Raw genomic sequence first — 15411 nt, 5'->3', positions numbered from 1 at the left:
TCTTGTCGTGAACCGACTTTTCTACGGCGCGCGCGTGGCTTACTAAGGGTCAGGCGACCACCCCAACGAGGGCCAATGACCCAATCGACCCGCACCGTGCTGCGCAATCAGCTCAATCAAGCCCTCTCGGCGCTGCGGGATGCATGGCGGGTAATGCTTCATCGTGGCCCCAGCCAGATTCAGTTCTGGTTTATCGCCCTGGTCATCGGGATCGCTGCAGGCTTCATGGCGCTGGGATTCCGGATGGCGATCTCGTCGTTGCAGGCTTATCTCTACAACACCGAAGATATCCTATTCCTGCACAGCCATGCTGAGAAGCTGCATTGGCTCTGGATTTTCCTTACACCTGTGGTCGGCGGGTTGGTCGTCGGGATCATCCTGAACAGGTACACCGATGATGGCCGTGTGCGTTCGGTAGCTGATGTGATCGAGGGTGCGGCCATCACTGATGGACGGGTCGAAAAGAAGGCCGGTATCGCATCTTTTTTCGCTTCGCTGATCACGCTCAGCTCAGGCGGATCCACGGGGCGGGAAGGACCTGTTGTGCATATGGCCGGGGTCATCTCGACTTGGGTCAGCGACCGTATCCACGCCGACGGCATCACCGGGCGCGACCTATTGGGTTGTGCTGTGGCCGCTGCTGTTTCGGCCAGTTTCAACGCCCCTATCGCCGGGGCCTTGTTTGCGCTTGAGGTTGTGTTGCGCCACTTCGCCGTTCATGCCTTTGCGCCCATTGTCATCGCCTCGGTCGCGGGGACCGTGATCAACCGGCTGGCTTATGGTGACGTGACCGAATTCACGCTGGATACGCCCGGGTCGTTGCAATTCTATGTCGAGCTGCCCGCCTTCCTGATCCTAGGCCTGATTTGCGGGCTGGTCTCGCTGCTGCTGATGCGATCGATCTTCTTCGCCGAGGATATCGGCACGCATATTCAAAACCGTTTGTCTCTGCCGCGCTGGCTGCGCCCCGGTGTTTCGGGCGCGATGCTCGGCCTGTTGGCGGTCTGGTTTCCGCACATCATCGGCGTGGGATACGAAACCACGATCCGTGCCTTGACCGGGGACCTCGTGCTGACGACCGCGATCCTGTTCGCGGTCATCAAGACCGTCGCAGTGGCGATTACCATGGGCGGTCGCATGGGTGGTGGTGTGTTTTCCCCTTCATTGATGATCGGAGCGCTGACCGGGTTGGCCTTCGGCCTGATCGCCACCGGATTGCTGCCAGATGTGTCAGGCACCCATACGCTCTATGCCTTTGCCGGGATGGGCGCGGTGGCGGCGGCGGTGCTGGGCGCGCCGATCTCGACCACGCTCATCGTGTTTGAATTGACCGGAGACTGGCAGATCGGCCTCGCCGTGATGGTTTCGGTCTCGATGTCCACTGCGCTGGCCTCGCGCCTTGTGGACCGGTCCTTCTTCCTGACCCAGCTGGAACGACGCAATGTGCACCTTGCCGCCGGGCCGCAGGCCTACTTGCTGGCAATGCTGCGCGCAGGCGCGGTGATGCGCCCGCTGGGGGACGCGCGTTCGATCTCCAAGGAAGACGCGCAGGCATTGATCGAACAAGGCCTATGCGTCAAGGCCAGCGCCACGCTTGAGGCTGCGATGCCATATTTCGACCGCGATGACATCCCTTGCATCCCGGTAGTGATCATCGACAAGGACGGCTGTGAAAACCCCGTTGGCGCGCTCTATCACATCGACGCGCTGAAAGCTTACAACCGCGCGCTGGCCGCCACAGCGGCCGAGGAACATTCTTGATCAGCGTCCGTAAACGCTGGCTGCGTCGCCCAGATAATTGTCCCAGGCAAACCAATACGAGATATGTCCCGCGACGCGCGGCAACTCTGCGCCATCCGGGCCAATCAGTGCCTCTTCGGTGACGCGCCACTTGTTGCCCGTTTCGTCCAGCAGCCCGCCATCGGAGGTCGCGCGGAACTGGCGCGATCCACGCTCGTAGGCGCGCACGCTGCGCTTGTCCGGGTCGCCCATCAGCATCAGTGCCCGCCCGCCAATCGCATCGTTGATCACCGGCTTGCCCTTGAACGCGTCCAACGGCCACGCCCGCGCCGCGCCGAACTGGCGCACGGCGAACACGTAGTCCTTCTGGCGATGCCGACTTTGATCGACCAAGGCCGGGAACATCAGATCGGGTGAGGCAAAATAATCGCGATACACAACGCCCGAGCCATAGTTGCGCCGATGACCGGTGCTGAGCGACAGCACCTGCGTATCTGGATGCGACGCCTTCCAGCTGTCCCAGCGGGTGATCACCACAGGACGCTGCTTCAGCTCGATCCCACTGTTGAACAGCGGTCCGACCACGGGCTTACCTGTGTACTGGTTCCATAACGAATGCGTCTCACGGTCGAACATCAATTTGTTCGACCGATACAGGAACCCGGACGAGCCAAATACAAACGGCTTCCGCCGCCCCTCGACCTGCGTTTCAAACAAAATCCCCGATCCGCACAGCGTACAATAGGCCAGTGCTACCGAAACGCCTCCGATCACCTCGTTGAACATCTCGTGCCAGCCCATGATGCGCAGCGGATAAGCGCGTACATCGCCGTTGATCGAGACGCCAAAGACCAGATCGTCGTCTTTCATGTAGTCCGCCCGCGCCGCAGGGATCAGCTTGGGATTGTCCAGCGAAGGGATACCGTCCTTGAGCACACCACCCCAACTGATCTCTTCCAGCCGAATCTTCATGTTGTCGCGTTGCAAATATTCGGGTTTCAGGAACACATCGAAGTTCTGATCGATGCCCAAAAGAACTTCGCGTTTGAACGGTATCAAAGATGGATGAGGTACAATCTGAGCGTTCCGTTCTTGCCATAGCATCCATTCGAACCAGTCTGTGCCGTGGCGCGCGCCGCTCAACGCTTCCATGACTTTGGCAATGTCTCGCTCTCGCCTTCTGCCATAGCGCATCGCCGTCAAAAGCGCGGGCACAACGTCCGGGTTGCCGCGCTCGGTCAGGAACGCCATCCCGGCTTCGAAATCGGTCCGACTGCCATACAAAGTTGAACGTACGGCATCGTAGACAGGGTCATCCTGCGCCCAAAGAGCGCGAGGTGCTACAGCGCTTGCCCCCAACAGGCCGACAAAGCTGCGACGTGGAATCGACATGGCATCCTCCGATCGGGTTCATATTCGATCTTGCCCGCAAAGCAGATCACATACACGCAACACTCGCGTGAGTGGCTCGAATTTCTGAAGCTGCACGCCGGGCATCTCGACATTGGTCCATCCTGAGCACAAGATGCTGCTGCGATTGATGTCATCGAACGTGACAGTGGCAATGAAAAAGGAAATACCCATGCAAGACCATGGTTATAAGGCGGGGCGACTAAACCTGCCTTTTGTCGGCATCTCAACCTTCGCCAAATCTCCATATGTTGAGAATTGGGATGAGATAGAGGCGGATATCGCCGTTCTCGGCGCGCCCTTCGATTTCGGGACACAATGGCGACCGGGGGCGCGGTTTGGACCTCGGGCCGTGCGCGAAGCCTCGACCCTGTTCAGTTTCGGCCACGCCGGGGCTTATGATCACGAAGATGACGCAACCTATCTGGATGGCTCGGTGCGGATCGTTGATCTGGGGGATGCGGATATTATCCATACCAAGACCGACGAGAGCCATGCGAATATCGCCTTGGGGGTGGGCAAGATCCTGAAAGCAGGGGCCTTGCCGGTGACAATTGGCGGGGACCATTCGATCAACATCCCCTGTATCAACGCCTTTGCCGAGGATTGCGCGCAGAACGGCCCGATCCATGTGGTGCAGATCGACGCGCATCTGGATTTTGTCGATGAACGCCACGGAGTGACCGCCGGACATGGCAACCCGATGCGGCGGGCGATTGAGAAAGACTATGTCTCAGGCATGACGCAGTTGGGCATCCGCAATGTCTCATCCACTGCGAAAGAGGGCTACGAGGACGCCCGCGCGCGGGGCTCGGATATCCTGTCGGTGCGGCAGGTGCGCAAACTGGGGGCCGAGGCAGTGCTGGCGCGTATCCCGCAGGGGGCACGGTATTACGTAACGATAGATATCGACGCTTTTTGCCCTTCAATCGCGGCGGGCACAGGTACGCCCAGCCATGGCGGGTTTCTCTACTACGATGTACTGGAAATTCTACAGGGTCTGGCCAAACGCGGGGATGTTGTGGGCATCGATCTGGTCGAGGTCGCGCCTGCGTATGACCCGACCGAGAGCACCCAGATTCTGGCAGCGCAGCTGTTGCTGAACTTTCTCGGCTTCATCTTTCACGAACGCAACCAGCGGTAGTAGGTGGGGCCATCAGCCCCACCCGTTTTCTTATGCCCCGATGATGTTGTGGCCGGGACCATAGGGGAAGCCGGTGATGTTCTCGGCGCCGTCTTCACCAACCACAAGGATGTCGTGTTCACGATAGCCGCCCGCGCCGGGCTGGCCTTCGGGGATCCACAGCATCGGCTCGATGGAAACGACCATGCCGGGTTCCAGCACCGTATCGATATCCTCGCGCAGCTCCAGACCCGCCTCGCGCCCGTAGTAATGGCTGAGGATGCCGAAGGAATGGCCGTAGCCGAACGAGCGGTATTGCAGCAGGCCCTCATCCTCGAAGAAGCGGTTGATCTCAGCCGTGATGCCCGAACAGGTCGCGCCGGGTTTGATCAGGCTCAGGCCCAGCTCATGCGCGGCAACGTTGGCCTTCCACAGGCGCAGGCTGTCTGCGTCGGGCTCGCCCAGGAACAGGGTGCGTTCCAGCGCGGTGTAATAGCCCGAGATCATTGGGAAGGTGTTCAGCGACAGGATATCGCCCTTTTGCAGCGCGCGTTTGGTCACCGGGTTGTGCGCACCATCGGTGTTGAGCGCCGACTGGAACCAGACCCAGGTGTCGCGGTATTCGGCATCCGGGTAGGCGCGGGCGATTTCCTCTTCCATCGCGTCGCGGCCGGCCATGGCGATCTCGATCTCGGTTGCGCCTTCGCGGATGGCGGCGTGGATGGCGGCCCCACCCACGTCAGCGGTGCGCGCGCCGCCTTTGATCAGCTCGATCTCTTCTGCGGATTTCACCATGCGGGCAAACATCGTGTCAGGTGCGATATCGATCAGTTCCGGTCCGCCCAGCATGTCCAGCGCCGTGTTGCGCGCCGCCAATGTCATGTGGTCGCCTTCGATCCCGATCCGTTTGGCCCCGCCGATCAGGCTGGCCACTGCGCGCCAGTAATTGTCGCGCTTCCAGTCGGTGTAGATGACGTTGTCCTCAACCGAGCGCCGCCACGGTTGGCCCGCGTCGATGTTTGCCGAGACAGTGGTGCAAGCGTCCTGTGTTACAACGCAGCCGTAGGGGCGGCCGAAAGAGCAGTACAGAAAGCCGGAATAGTAGGCGATGTTCTGCATCGAGGTCAGCAGGACGGCGGGGACGTCATGCTTGGCCATGATTGCGCGCAGGGCGCCAAGGCGGCGGTCGTATTCGCCCTTGCTGAACGGCAGGGGCGCTTTGTCGCCATTGTGGCAGGTGAAGAATTCGGGGCGTTTTGTTGTGTCTGTCATGACTTGGTCTCTCATCATTGCCGGGCGGCAAACCCGGCCACTTGTCCCGGCGTTCAGGACAGGCGGTCTCGGGGTCCGAGAGCCGATCATCCCAGTGCGTCCGCGACGCCATCGCGGCTGGGATGAACAGGTGAATCGTTAGATCAGACCTAGGCCTGCGTCAAGCGGGGGAAAGGCCTCGCAGGCGCTCGGACCGACGGCGCAGCAGCTCGACCGTGGTCAGCAGCGCAATCGAGATCACCACGAGGATCGTGGCCACCGCCAGAATGGTCGGGCTGATCTGTTCGCGCAGGCCGGTGAACATCTGCCATGGCAGCGTTTTTTGGCTAGCCGAGCCGACAAACAGTACCACGACCACCTCGTCGAATGAGGTGATGAAGGCAAACAAGCCGCCTGAGATCACACCCGGCAGGATCAAGGGCATCTGAATCTTGAAGAATGTCCGCACCGGACCCGCGCCCATATTCGCAGCCGCCCGCGTCAGCGAGCGGTCAAAGCCCACTAGCGTTGCGGTCACGGTGATGATGACGAATGGAATACCCAGAACGGCGTGAGCGAGGATTACTTTCACATAGCCCACAAAATTCTTGTTCATGCCCAGTGTTCCCTCCATGAAGCGGCCGATATCGCTGTAGAAGAAGAACATGCCTGTGGCTGAAATGATCAGCGGCACGATCATTGGCGAGATTAGGATGCCCATGATGGCGCGGCGGCCTGGAACGTGGCTCTGGCTGAGGCCAATGGCCGCCAGCGTGCCCAGCGAGACCGAGATGATCGTCGCAATCGGCGCAATGATGAGCGAGTTCTTGAAGCTGCGCTGCCATTCATTGTTGGTGAAGAAATCGCGGTAGTGCTTGAGCGAGTACCCTTCCGGGTCCAGACGCAGCATTTCTGGCGTGAAGGTAAAGAAGTCCTGCGCGTTGAACGAGAGCGGCAAAACCACGAGGATCGGGGTGATCAGGAACACGAAGATCGCGCCGCAGATCACCCGGAACAAGTAGTGATAGAACACTTGTTTCGCGGTCAGATAGGGCAACAGTTTTTGGCGATATCGACCTTCGTACAGCCAAAAGATAAACCAGACGAAGAACCATCCACCCAACAGGCCCAGAACGCCGCCCATTGGGCCAGAGAACAGAAAACCGACGATGCCAAAGCCAAGGATATTGATCCATCGGGCCAGTTTTTCGTTCTTGAGTATCGTGATGTAAACCCAGGCCACAGCGGCGATCAAGGCTGCCCCGCCAATGATGCCGAGGAAGACCGAGCCATTGCCCGCGCCGACGAAGATACCGGCGAAGGCGCCTGCCAGCGCAACGCTTGGCAAAACCATGGACAAAGGTTTGCGGGATATCGGAGTAAGTGCGGCCATGTCGATTATCCCAGCTTCACGTTATCAATGCCGACAATCTTGTCGTAGCACCAGTAGAGCAGCAGTACGACGCCCAGAAGGATCGTTCCCAATGCCGCGGCCAGCCCCCAGTTCAGCGAGGACGAGATGTGATAGGCAATCCGGTTCGAAATAAAGACACCCTTGGTGCCGCCAACGATTTCAGGCGTGATGTAGTAGCCGATCGCCAGAATGAACACGAGGATTGAGCCCGCGCCAATGCCAGGAATGGATTGCGGGAAGTAGATGCGCCAGAATGTCGTCCAGTTGGTCGCGCCCATGGATTTTGCGGCGCGGGTATACGAGGGCGGTATGGTCTGCATCACCGAATACATGGGCAGGATCATGAACGGCAGCAGGATATGCGTCATAGCTATGATCGTGCCGATCTGGTTGTTGATGATCACCAGCCTGGCGTCGTCGGCGACCAGTCCCAGCCAGACCAATGTTTCATTGATCACGCCCTGTTGCTGCAACATCACCTTCCACGCCGAGGTTCGCACCAACAATGACGTCCAGAAGGGCAACAACACGAGGATCATCAGCAGGTTCGACACCCGCATCGGAAGTGTCGCCAGCAAATAACTGACCGGATAGGCCAGCAGGATACAGGACGCGGTGATCACCAGCGACATGAACAAAGTGCGCCCGAACAGCTTGATCAGGATCTGCTTGTCCTCGGGCTGCGCCTGCGCGCCCTCGGGCGTGCGGCGCATGTCCACAGCGTTCAGAAAATAGCCATTGGTGACAGCGGGCGAATGCGTCTTGATAACCGCCCAAGTCTGCGGTTCACCCCAGCCGTCGTGAATCTCGATGACCTGGTCTTTGAACGGCCCATCGGTCTCGGGGTCCAGCTTACCCATTTTCCGACCCGAGCGGCGGAACATCGAAGACATGCCTGTCTCTTCGTAGTTCAGACGCGAACCCAGCCGGGTGTGTGTCTTGTTATCGACGGCCACGACCATATCGCGGACAAAGGCGTCATAAACGGCCTCGTCGGGCAACTCGCCGCTGGTTTCATCCCAGCTTTGCAATGCTTCAACCGTCAGGGGCAGTGTCTCTTGTACGATGCTGTTTTCCACAGATCGGAACAGCATCGCCGCAATAGGCACGATGAAAGAGAACATAACGAACAGCAGCAGTGGGGCGACCAGCATCAGGGCCCGCAGCTTTTGCCGTCGCAGAGACCGGGCCAGCGATTGCTTGAGTGGCGTGCCGTCCGCGGCCAGCATGGGACCAGTATTTTGGGTGGCGTCAGTCATCGGTACCCCTTGGGTATTTTTGGGGTCGGGGGCGATAGCCGCCCCCGACAATCTCAGGAAATCAGACGCTTATTGCGCCAGCCAAGCCTGGAATTTGGCGTCGATATCGTCGCGGTAATCCGCCCAGAACTCGTAGTTGTACAGGAACGTGTTCTTGGCGTTTTCCGGATCGGTCGGCATGTGTGGTGCCATGTCGATGCCCAGATCGGCGTGCTGACCCACCAGCGGTGCAGAGGAGGCACGAGCCGGGCCGTACGAGATGTACTTGGCCTGATCTGCCAGACGCTGCGTGTCAGTTGCGAACATGATGTAGTCCAGTGCGCGCTGTTGACGCTCCTCGCTCAGACCAGCCGGAATGATCCAGCCATCAAGATCGAATACCTGAGCATCCCACAGCATCGCAACCGGCTGCTTTTGCTCTTCGATCACGCTGAACAGACGGCCGTTATAGGTCGAACCCATGACAACTTCTCCATCAGCCAGCAATTGTGGCGTGTCGGCACCGGCAGACCACCAGACGACACTGTCCTTGATGGTGTCCAGTTTGGCCAGGGCCTGGTCCTGACCTTCAGCAGTGGCCAGAACGTCGTAGACGTCGTCTTTTGCAACGCCGTCACACAGCAACGCCCATTCCATGTTGTTGATCGGGCGCTTTTCCAGCGAGCGCTTGCCGGGATAGGCTTCAAGATCGAATACTGCGCAGATGTCGGTTGGCGGAGTATCACCGACCAGATCTGTGCGATAACCGAAAGTGGTTGAATAGACGATCTGCGGGATAAAGCAGTCGCTGACCAGAAGGTCACCGAAATCTTCGGAGGCAGGCGTGCCATCGGGGGCAGGGGCCAGTTGAGTGTCGAAATCGATCTCAAGTGCCAGACCTTCGTCGCAGAGGCGGATCGCGTCCGCCGCAACCACATCAACCACGTCCCATGTGATGTTGCCCGCTTCGTTCATCGCGCGCAGTTTGGCGACGGCCTCGTTCGAGCTGTCATCATTCAGGATGGTGACGCCGGTCTTCTCCGAATAGGGCTCGTGATAAGCCTTGAGCTGCGATTTGGAATAGGCGCCGCCCCACGAGACGATGGTCATCTCTTCGGCGGAAACGCCGCCAGCCGCTGTCGCAATAGCAGCTGCTGTCAGCAGTGTTTTGGTAGTTTTCATGTGTTACTCCCAGTACTTCCCGTTTGTTGTTTGGTCAGCTGACGCACGGGTTTTCGCCAGCTGGTCCCTCGGTAAGCCACGTTTGTACCGCGCGGCTTGGTCTATGCGTCGAGCGCACGACAATCCTTTGCAAGCCAGCCGATCTCGATTTCCTGTCCGGGATTCAGACGGATGGCGTCGGGGGCATTCCGTGTTTTGACGATGAACTCGTCATTGCCCGCCACCGACATGCGGAAGCGGAACACGTCGCCCATATAGATGAATTCCTTGACCGTTGCTTTCAGCGTATGTGCATCGGCATGCAGTCGGTCTTTATTGAATTCTACGCGCTCGGGCCGGATCGAGACCTTGGTACGTTCGCCCGGATTGTGCACGTTGATCGGCACCGCATCGATTTCCGAGCCGTCATCCAATTGCACAAGGCAGGTATCTCCATCGATGGATTTAACAACACCTTCCAGGGTATTGTTTTCACCGATGAATTGCGCCACGAAACTGTTGTCGGGTTCTTCATACAGCTGATCCGGCGGGGCCAGTTGCTGAATGCGGCCATCGTCAAACACCGCAACACGGTCGGACATGGTCAATGCCTCGGTCTGGTCGTGGGTCACGTAGACGGTGGTAATGCCCAGTTCATGCGCCAGACGGGTGATTTCGAACTGCATATGCTCGCGTAGTTGTTTGTCCAACGCACCCAGCGGTTCGTCCATCAAAACCAGTTCGGGCTCGAACACCAGCGCACGTGCCAGTGCGATCCGTTGCTGCTGACCACCCGACAACTGCGCGGGGCGACGATTGCCGAAGGCACCCATCTGCACCATGTCCAGCGCGCGTTTGACTTTCTCCTCGCGCTCGGACTTACCCAGCTTGCGGACTTCCAGCGGGAATGAAAGATTCTCGGCCACAGTCATATGCGGGAACAGAGCATAATTCTGGAACACCATCCCGATGCCACGTTTGTGCGGAGGGATATTGTTGATGGGTTTTCCATCCAGAAGAATCTCGCCATGTGTGGCGGTTTCGAATCCGGCAAGCATCATCAGGCAGGTCGTCTTACCTGATCCGGACGGCCCGAGCATGGTCAGGAATTCGCCCTTTGGCATTGCCAGGTTGAGATCTTTGACGACGAGGTTCTCGCCATCATAAGACTTTTGAACGCGTTGAAATTCAACAAACGCGGCGTCGCTATTTGTGTCGGTCACAAGACCCCCTGTTGCGTCAAATGATTACCCGGTTGGTCCGGGCCTCATTGATCTTCTCGTGCATTGATGACGAGGCTAACAAATGGTCGCAAGCCCGTAAAGCAATTGGAGTCGCGTAAACGCCGCATTTGCCTAATTTTGCGACACGTTCAGTTGTTTCATATGCCAGGCCAAACTCTGGTTGCTTGACAGGACAGGTTTGCCGATCTGCGCTTCGATCCTTGGGATAGCCGTCAGTGTCCGAAGGTTCGTACAACTAAGGAATACGGCGTCGACTGTTGAATCTCTTCCGAGTCGCACGGCGGCATCGACCACGGAATCGGTTGAGATCCGCACAACTTTGGCTTCTTCGGATTCGCCGAAAGTGCCAAACACATCCATCGAGATGCCTTGTTCTGCAAACGCGCGTCGCAACGGAGTGTTTACTTCTTCAATGTAGGGCGACAGCAGTGCAAATTTTGAGACGCCCAAATGTCTCGCGCAGGCAGAGGCTGCCCGCAACGGGTTGGTGACGGTCGATGTATTACAGGTCTGCATGACCATCTGCTCAACCCGATCCGAGCCGATAACCGAACTGGCTGACGTACATCCATAGCCAACAACTCGATAGGGCCGCGCCTTTGGCAGCAAATCAGCCGCTGCAGGCAAGTCGGTCTCCATCTGCGCCAGCGTGTCGGTGTTAACCTCGGCCCCGCTGGGAATGCGGCTGACATAAAGCGGGCTTTTGTCATCGATAAAAAGGCTACGAAACTCAGGTTCGATTGTCTCGTCAGTCTGTAAAACGATCAGCCCCATTGGTACAGCCGAGGGATCGTCAGGATCCAGTGTGTACGGCAACGTGCTCATATCTCGGCAATCTCCGGTCCTATCCGGGGGCTGAGGAATTCGGGCGCGCCTTCGGTGATCAGAATGTTTTCTTCGTGCACGAGAATTTTGCCATCGACCGCAATACCCGGTTCAAGCGTCAAAACCATTCCCGGTTGCAGTTCAGTATGATCATCGGGAATAAGCGAAGGCCATTCGGTCAACGACATTCCTAACCCGTGGCCCAGTCTCCCGGCATCGGTACCCGCGCTGCCATCGGTAAGTATTGTGTTCATCGTATGAAAAAGCTGAGAAGCCGTCACGCCTGGGCGGGCTTGATCAAACGCTGCATCCGAAGCCTCGACCAATCTGGCATGTGCATCGCGTACCGCCTTGCTCGCTGGGCCGACGGACCAATTGCGATCATAGTCGCAAAAATAGCCATCGTGGACGAGGCCAGTGTCGAGCATCAGCACATCGCCTATACGAAGCGGGGTCTGTGTCGCGGGTGAGATTACATCCGAGTACCCGCCTTGCTCGGCCCCTCCGGCCAGATAGGGCACCCAGTCGGCACCCTCTTCAAGGCAGAGTCTCTGAAAGTTTCGAAATATCTGATCCAGCGGTGTCCCTGCTGAGGCAACCTCGGGCACTCGTGCAAAGGCGTGGGCACCAATCTGACAGGCAGTTCGAATCTTTGCGATCTCGGCGTCAGATTTCACCATCCGCAGCGCCCGCAGGATGCCATGGTCACCCGTAATTTGGCGCGCTCCAATTGCGGATTCGAGATGCCTTAGATCGGCCAGTGGCATCCTTACATGGGTCTCATGCCCGTCGGGGCAGCCGATTGAGGCGTTTTCAGGCGTCAACCCTCTCAGTGTATCGGCCAGCAGGGATACCCCATCATCTTCAAGGTCGGGTGCACTCCAGGTTCGAATGTCGTCGATCCATGTCTGTGCCATCAATGCAGCACCGATGGATGGGATTACTGCAACCGGCTTGCCAGAAATCGGAACGATCAGAAACCAAGGCCGCGTTGGGCTTTCCCAGAAACGGGTGAGATAACCGGTGAAATAGCGAAGCTGGGGCTCAGTCGTAAGCAACAGGGCCGATAGACCGGTTTCTTGCATCCGATGCTGGGCGCGCGCAACGCGGGTCGCGAATTCCTCTGGTGCGAAACCTCTCATGCAGGTTGCTCGCTCAAGATGCAGAGCACTTTGGAATTCGGTCCAATACCCAGTTCACTACGGATCGCGTCGTTCAGAACGGCCGCAATGCCAGCACCGCCCGAGGCGCTGGTTTCCAACCCGGCCTTCGCCATGGCCGGAAGCTGTGCTTCGACAGTGTCATCCTCGATTGTCACAAACAGATCGGCATCTCGGGCCAAGCCGTTCAAGGCGATCAGCGAGGGCTCTTTGCAATCCAGTCGCCCCATGATGCTGTCGGGCCCGTCAGCAAACACACAATGCCCCGCTTCGATACTGGCCTGCAGCGCCGGGGCAGAGGTTGGCTCGACAACGATGATCTGCGGAGCATCTCCCCAAACGACCCGCGCATAGGCAGCGACGGCACCGGCCATGCCGCCAACACCGGCTTGCAGAAGAACGTGCGTTGGTGCCTCAGTACATTGCTCGGCGGCTTCGACCGCCATTTGCAGATACCCTTCCATCAGCAAGTACGGTAGTTCAGTATACCCCTCCCAGGAACTGTCCGAGAGCAAAGTCCAGCCATTGTCCTGCGCCGCCTGACTGGCTGCTTCCATGCTGGCGGCGTAATCCGCACCCGCCCGGACCACTTGTGCGTTTTGAGCGCGCAGGCGATCTGCAAAGCTTTCTGGAACTGTTTCTGCGATGTAGACAACTGCATCAGCTCCGAAAGTGCGCGCGCCCGCGGCCATGCTCATCCCGTGATTGCCCGCGCTTGCTGTAACATAGGTGTGCCCTTTGAGCGTGTTACCATCTGGCGTGACCGAGATGTCATTCGCTTCGCAGGCGATCACATAAGCCGCACCCAGCGCTTTGAACGATCCCAGGCCCATACGGCTTCGCTCATCTTTAACCCAGAGATTCGCGACGGGTGCCAGCGCCGATGCATTCACAAGGGGCGTTTCGGCAAAGTCAGGGCAGAAGAATCGATGCCGGCCCAACCCATCTGTCTCTACGGAGGGATAAGGGGCCTGATCCGAAAGCTTAGAACCACCTCGAAACGGGTTACTGACTAGTTTCATCGCTCGCTCCCTGATCTTGTGTTGCGCCGACGTGAACGAATTGGCCGAAGGCTGTCAAGCTCGGCCTTGATTCAGCAGGATTGTGTTCGTGTTCTGCCTGCATCCCTGGATCTGATGAATGAGTATCTTTTCAATCGTTTTGGTTGGTTGTAAGTGTCTGCACACGACATCGGCGCGGTGAGACAAAACTTCGACGATGATGTGCGGGCGTGATGGAATGGTAGACATATCGGACTTAAAATCCGAAGGCCTTAGTGCCGTGTGGGTTCGAGTCCCACCGCCCGCACCAGTACCATCTCAGACAGGGAAACCCATTTGGGTGATCAATTTCCAGATATCCCTGTTGGCATTCGAGAGCTGAGTGACAACATCCTCGATTTCTTTCATTGCTTTGTCGTCGACTGTGTCTTCACGACCAAGTTTGATGTCAGTCTTGCGATCAGCAATGCGCATCAGGATGGTCTTTGGATTTCCGCTTTCCTGATCGAAAGAATAGATGCAGTGATTGTACTTGTTTCGAATAGAGGACAGGCGCGACAACCGCTGGGTGTGTTCGAGAATCGGATCGCGGATTTCAGGGGGGCGACCCTCCATCTTGGCGAGACGTTCGACCAGATCGATACGGGCACGTGTGGTGTTAAGCGTCAGGAATATGATGACCGCAACATCTTTATTGGCCCCGGTCAGACCTGCGATCAGGTGGATCAGCAGGCTTTCCGTGTTCGTCCACATATAGTTGAGCCGACCCACCAACAGAATGAGCCGGTCGAACCGGGTTTCGAATGCCTCATCCAACGGGCGCGTTGCGCGCTTCGTTCGGCGCGACCTCAAAGTAAAAATGCGCAGCTTCAGTCCGGTTGCTCACATCGATCTTGCCCGAGACATTGTGCATATGCAGTTTGACGGTGTGTTCGGTGATGCCCAGATTCGACGCAATGGTCTTGTTGCTCTTGCCTTGCGATACCAGCCTCAGGACTTGCTTTTCGCGGCGCGTCAGCTTTGAGTATCGCAACAGTTTGTCGGGCGACCGGGTTCTGGTTGCAGGCTGTTTTTCGATAGGTGTGCCTGGCGCACTTTGTGTTGCGGTCATGCTGTCGGCCAGAAAGCAGGGCAGGTGCAGCTCTTCGTGCATCAGAAGGCGCAATATTGCGCGCCAAACATCCGGCGCCACGTTCATTGGCAAATACCCGACACTGCCGAAACGGGTACGATCCCAGCGTTCGAACAGAACCCGGGCCGGACTTTTCTTGCGATAGGCGAAGGCCAGACATCCTGTCTCGGCGAGCCGGGAGTAATCAGCGGGCCGCGCCAACAGATCTTCGAGCATCATCTGATCCACGACAATGATGCGCTCGGAGGGAACAGAGTTCCCACTCTCAGCCAGCAGGTCGTCAAGGCTTTCATATCTTGATGCACGAACGCCGAATTCGCTTTGAACACTTCTCAGGGTTTGGTTCGAGTAGAACAGTTCCTTGCCGATAAAAATAATCGACAGCTCTTCGGGATATTCAATCTGATCACGGGCGTCTTCTTGCAATGAAATATTCATTGACTTTCCCCCACTAATACAAACGCCGCCCTCTGAATCTTTAAATCGGGTACAGAGCTGGGTGGCGCGAAACATTAACTTTGAACTCAAATAGTACCTTATCATAGCTGAAAGTACGTGTTTCAGCAACCAAAGGCGGGTTCTGCAATACCGCTTACTAGAACCTTTGATCAGGTTCTTCGCATCTGGTTTTAGCGTAACTCCATGAAATATCAGGGTTAATAATCCTATATGTTTGCGCATGATTGTTTCCGGGTAAAATCTGGCGCGAAAT

General features: G+C 57.5%; 13 protein-coding genes and 1 tRNA gene. 3 read left to right on the top strand and 11 right to left on the bottom strand.

From position 1 onward, the window contains the following. The first annotated feature begins 75 nt into the window (after positions 1-75). Positions 76-1761 (top strand): chloride channel protein, encoded by a 1686-nt coding sequence (locus ACR0MP_RS09105; RefSeq protein ID WP_170392011.1) that lies wholly within the window; start codon positions 76-78, stop codon positions 1759-1761. Here ACR0MP_RS09105 and ACR0MP_RS09100 read toward each other — a convergent pair whose 3' ends face one another. Beyond that, the gene (locus tag ACR0MP_RS09100; protein WP_480886425.1) at positions 1762-3132 is read right to left on the bottom strand and encodes a DUF3179 domain-containing protein; all 1371 of its coding nucleotides are present in this window, start codon (positions 3130-3132) and stop codon (positions 1762-1764) included. A 190-nt stretch (positions 3133-3322) separates the two neighbouring features. Between ACR0MP_RS09100 and speB the strand changes: the two genes are divergently transcribed. After that, positions 3323-4294 carry an agmatinase gene (speB, locus tag ACR0MP_RS09095; protein ID WP_480763083.1) on the top strand — a complete coding sequence of 324 codons (972 nt, stop codon included), beginning with the start codon at positions 3323-3325 and terminating at the stop codon, positions 4292-4294. A gap of 30 nt (positions 4295-4324) precedes the next feature. Here the strand turns inward: speB and ACR0MP_RS09090 are convergent, their stop codons facing one another. The 8 genes from ACR0MP_RS09090 to ACR0MP_RS09055 all read right to left on the bottom strand — a co-directional run bounded on the left by ACR0MP_RS09090 (position 4325) and on the right by ACR0MP_RS09055 (position 13588). Next, complete coding sequence (locus tag ACR0MP_RS09090; protein WP_480886423.1) at positions 4325-5545, bottom strand: aminopeptidase P family protein; 1221 nt, start codon at positions 5543-5545, stop codon at positions 4325-4327. A gap of 160 nt (positions 5546-5705) precedes the next feature. After that, positions 5706-6917, bottom strand: a complete 1212-nt coding sequence (locus ACR0MP_RS09085) for an ABC transporter permease (RefSeq protein WP_170392003.1) — start codon at positions 6915-6917, stop codon at positions 5706-5708. A gap of 5 nt (positions 6918-6922) precedes the next feature. Further along, on the bottom strand, positions 6923-8197 hold the full coding sequence (locus tag ACR0MP_RS09080) for an ABC transporter permease (RefSeq protein ID WP_170392001.1): 1275 nt from the start codon (positions 8195-8197) through the stop codon (positions 6923-6925). A gap of 69 nt (positions 8198-8266) precedes the next feature. Continuing rightward, positions 8267-9358 (bottom strand): extracellular solute-binding protein, encoded by a 1092-nt coding sequence (locus ACR0MP_RS09075; protein WP_170391999.1) that lies wholly within the window; start codon positions 9356-9358, stop codon positions 8267-8269. Positions 9359-9459: 101 nt separating this feature from the next. After that, a complete protein-coding gene (locus ACR0MP_RS09070) occupies positions 9460-10560 on the bottom strand; it encodes an ABC transporter ATP-binding protein (RefSeq protein ID WP_170401347.1) in 1101 nt (366 codons plus the stop codon). Between the two features lie 132 nt (positions 10561-10692). Further along, positions 10693-11406 (bottom strand): aspartate racemase/maleate isomerase family protein, encoded by a 714-nt coding sequence (locus tag ACR0MP_RS09065; protein ID WP_170401345.1) that lies wholly within the window; start codon positions 11404-11406, stop codon positions 10693-10695. Continuing rightward, entirely contained in the window at positions 11403-12548 is a 1146-nt protein-coding gene (locus ACR0MP_RS09060) for a M24 family metallopeptidase (protein WP_480886420.1), read from the bottom strand. Before ACR0MP_RS09060 ends, ACR0MP_RS09065 begins: the two co-directional genes overlap by 4 nt. Beyond that, positions 12545-13588, bottom strand: a complete 1044-nt coding sequence (locus ACR0MP_RS09055; protein WP_170401340.1) for a pyridoxal-phosphate dependent enzyme — start codon at positions 13586-13588, stop codon at positions 12545-12547. The genes ACR0MP_RS09060 and ACR0MP_RS09055 overlap by 4 nt, the downstream gene beginning before the upstream one ends. Before the next feature lie 203 nt (positions 13589-13791). Between ACR0MP_RS09055 and ACR0MP_RS09050 the strand changes: the two genes are divergently transcribed. Continuing rightward, a tRNA-Leu gene (locus tag ACR0MP_RS09050) sits at positions 13792-13877 on the top strand. An 8-nt stretch (positions 13878-13885) separates the two neighbouring features. On the opposite strand, the gene ACR0MP_RS09045 is transcribed toward ACR0MP_RS09050, so the two are convergent. Continuing rightward, on the bottom strand, positions 13886-14383 hold the full coding sequence (locus ACR0MP_RS09045; protein WP_480761130.1) for a hypothetical protein: 498 nt from the start codon (positions 14381-14383) through the stop codon (positions 13886-13888). After that, a complete protein-coding gene (locus tag ACR0MP_RS09040; RefSeq protein ID WP_170401338.1) occupies positions 14376-15137 on the bottom strand; it encodes a helix-turn-helix transcriptional regulator in 762 nt (253 codons plus the stop codon). Before ACR0MP_RS09040 ends, ACR0MP_RS09045 begins: the two co-directional genes overlap by 8 nt. Between the last annotated feature and the right edge of the window lie 274 nt (positions 15138-15411).

The organism is Ruegeria sp. K3 (genome assembly GCF_056531845.1).
Note: the sequence above shows the minus strand (reverse complement) of the source record. Positions and strands in the feature narration are given on the sequence as shown.

What these genes read in the sequence shown, in the direction of transcription:
- ACR0MP_RS09105 (WP_170392011.1), top strand. Translation starts at nt 76, where the DNA reads ATGACCCAATCGACCCGCACCGTGCTGCGCAATCAGCTCAATCAAGCC.
- ACR0MP_RS09100 (WP_480886425.1), bottom strand. Translation starts at nt 3,132, where the DNA reads ATGTCGATTCCACGTCGCAGCTTTGTCGGCCTGTTGGGGGCAAGCGCT.
- speB (WP_480763083.1), top strand. Translation starts at nt 3,323, where the DNA reads ATGCAAGACCATGGTTATAAGGCGGGGCGACTAAACCTGCCTTTTGTC.
- ACR0MP_RS09090 (WP_480886423.1), bottom strand. Translation starts at nt 5,545, where the DNA reads ATGACAGACACAACAAAACGCCCCGAATTCTTCACCTGCCACAATGGC.
- ACR0MP_RS09085 (WP_170392003.1), bottom strand. Translation starts at nt 6,917, where the DNA reads ATGGCCGCACTTACTCCGATATCCCGCAAACCTTTGTCCATGGTTTTG.
- ACR0MP_RS09080 (WP_170392001.1), bottom strand. Translation starts at nt 8,197, where the DNA reads ATGACTGACGCCACCCAAAATACTGGTCCCATGCTGGCCGCGGACGGC.
- ACR0MP_RS09075 (WP_170391999.1), bottom strand. Translation starts at nt 9,358, where the DNA reads ATGAAAACTACCAAAACACTGCTGACAGCAGCTGCTATTGCGACAGCG.
- ACR0MP_RS09065 (WP_170401345.1), bottom strand. Translation starts at nt 11,406, where the DNA reads ATGAGCACGTTGCCGTACACACTGGATCCTGACGATCCCTCGGCTGTA.
- ACR0MP_RS09060 (WP_480886420.1), bottom strand. Translation starts at nt 12,548, where the DNA reads ATGAGAGGTTTCGCACCAGAGGAATTCGCGACCCGCGTTGCGCGCGCC.
- ACR0MP_RS09055 (WP_170401340.1), bottom strand. Translation starts at nt 13,588, where the DNA reads ATGAAACTAGTCAGTAACCCGTTTCGAGGTGGTTCTAAGCTTTCGGAT.
- ACR0MP_RS09040 (WP_170401338.1), bottom strand. Translation starts at nt 15,137, where the DNA reads ATGAATATTTCATTGCAAGAAGACGCCCGTGATCAGATTGAATATCCC.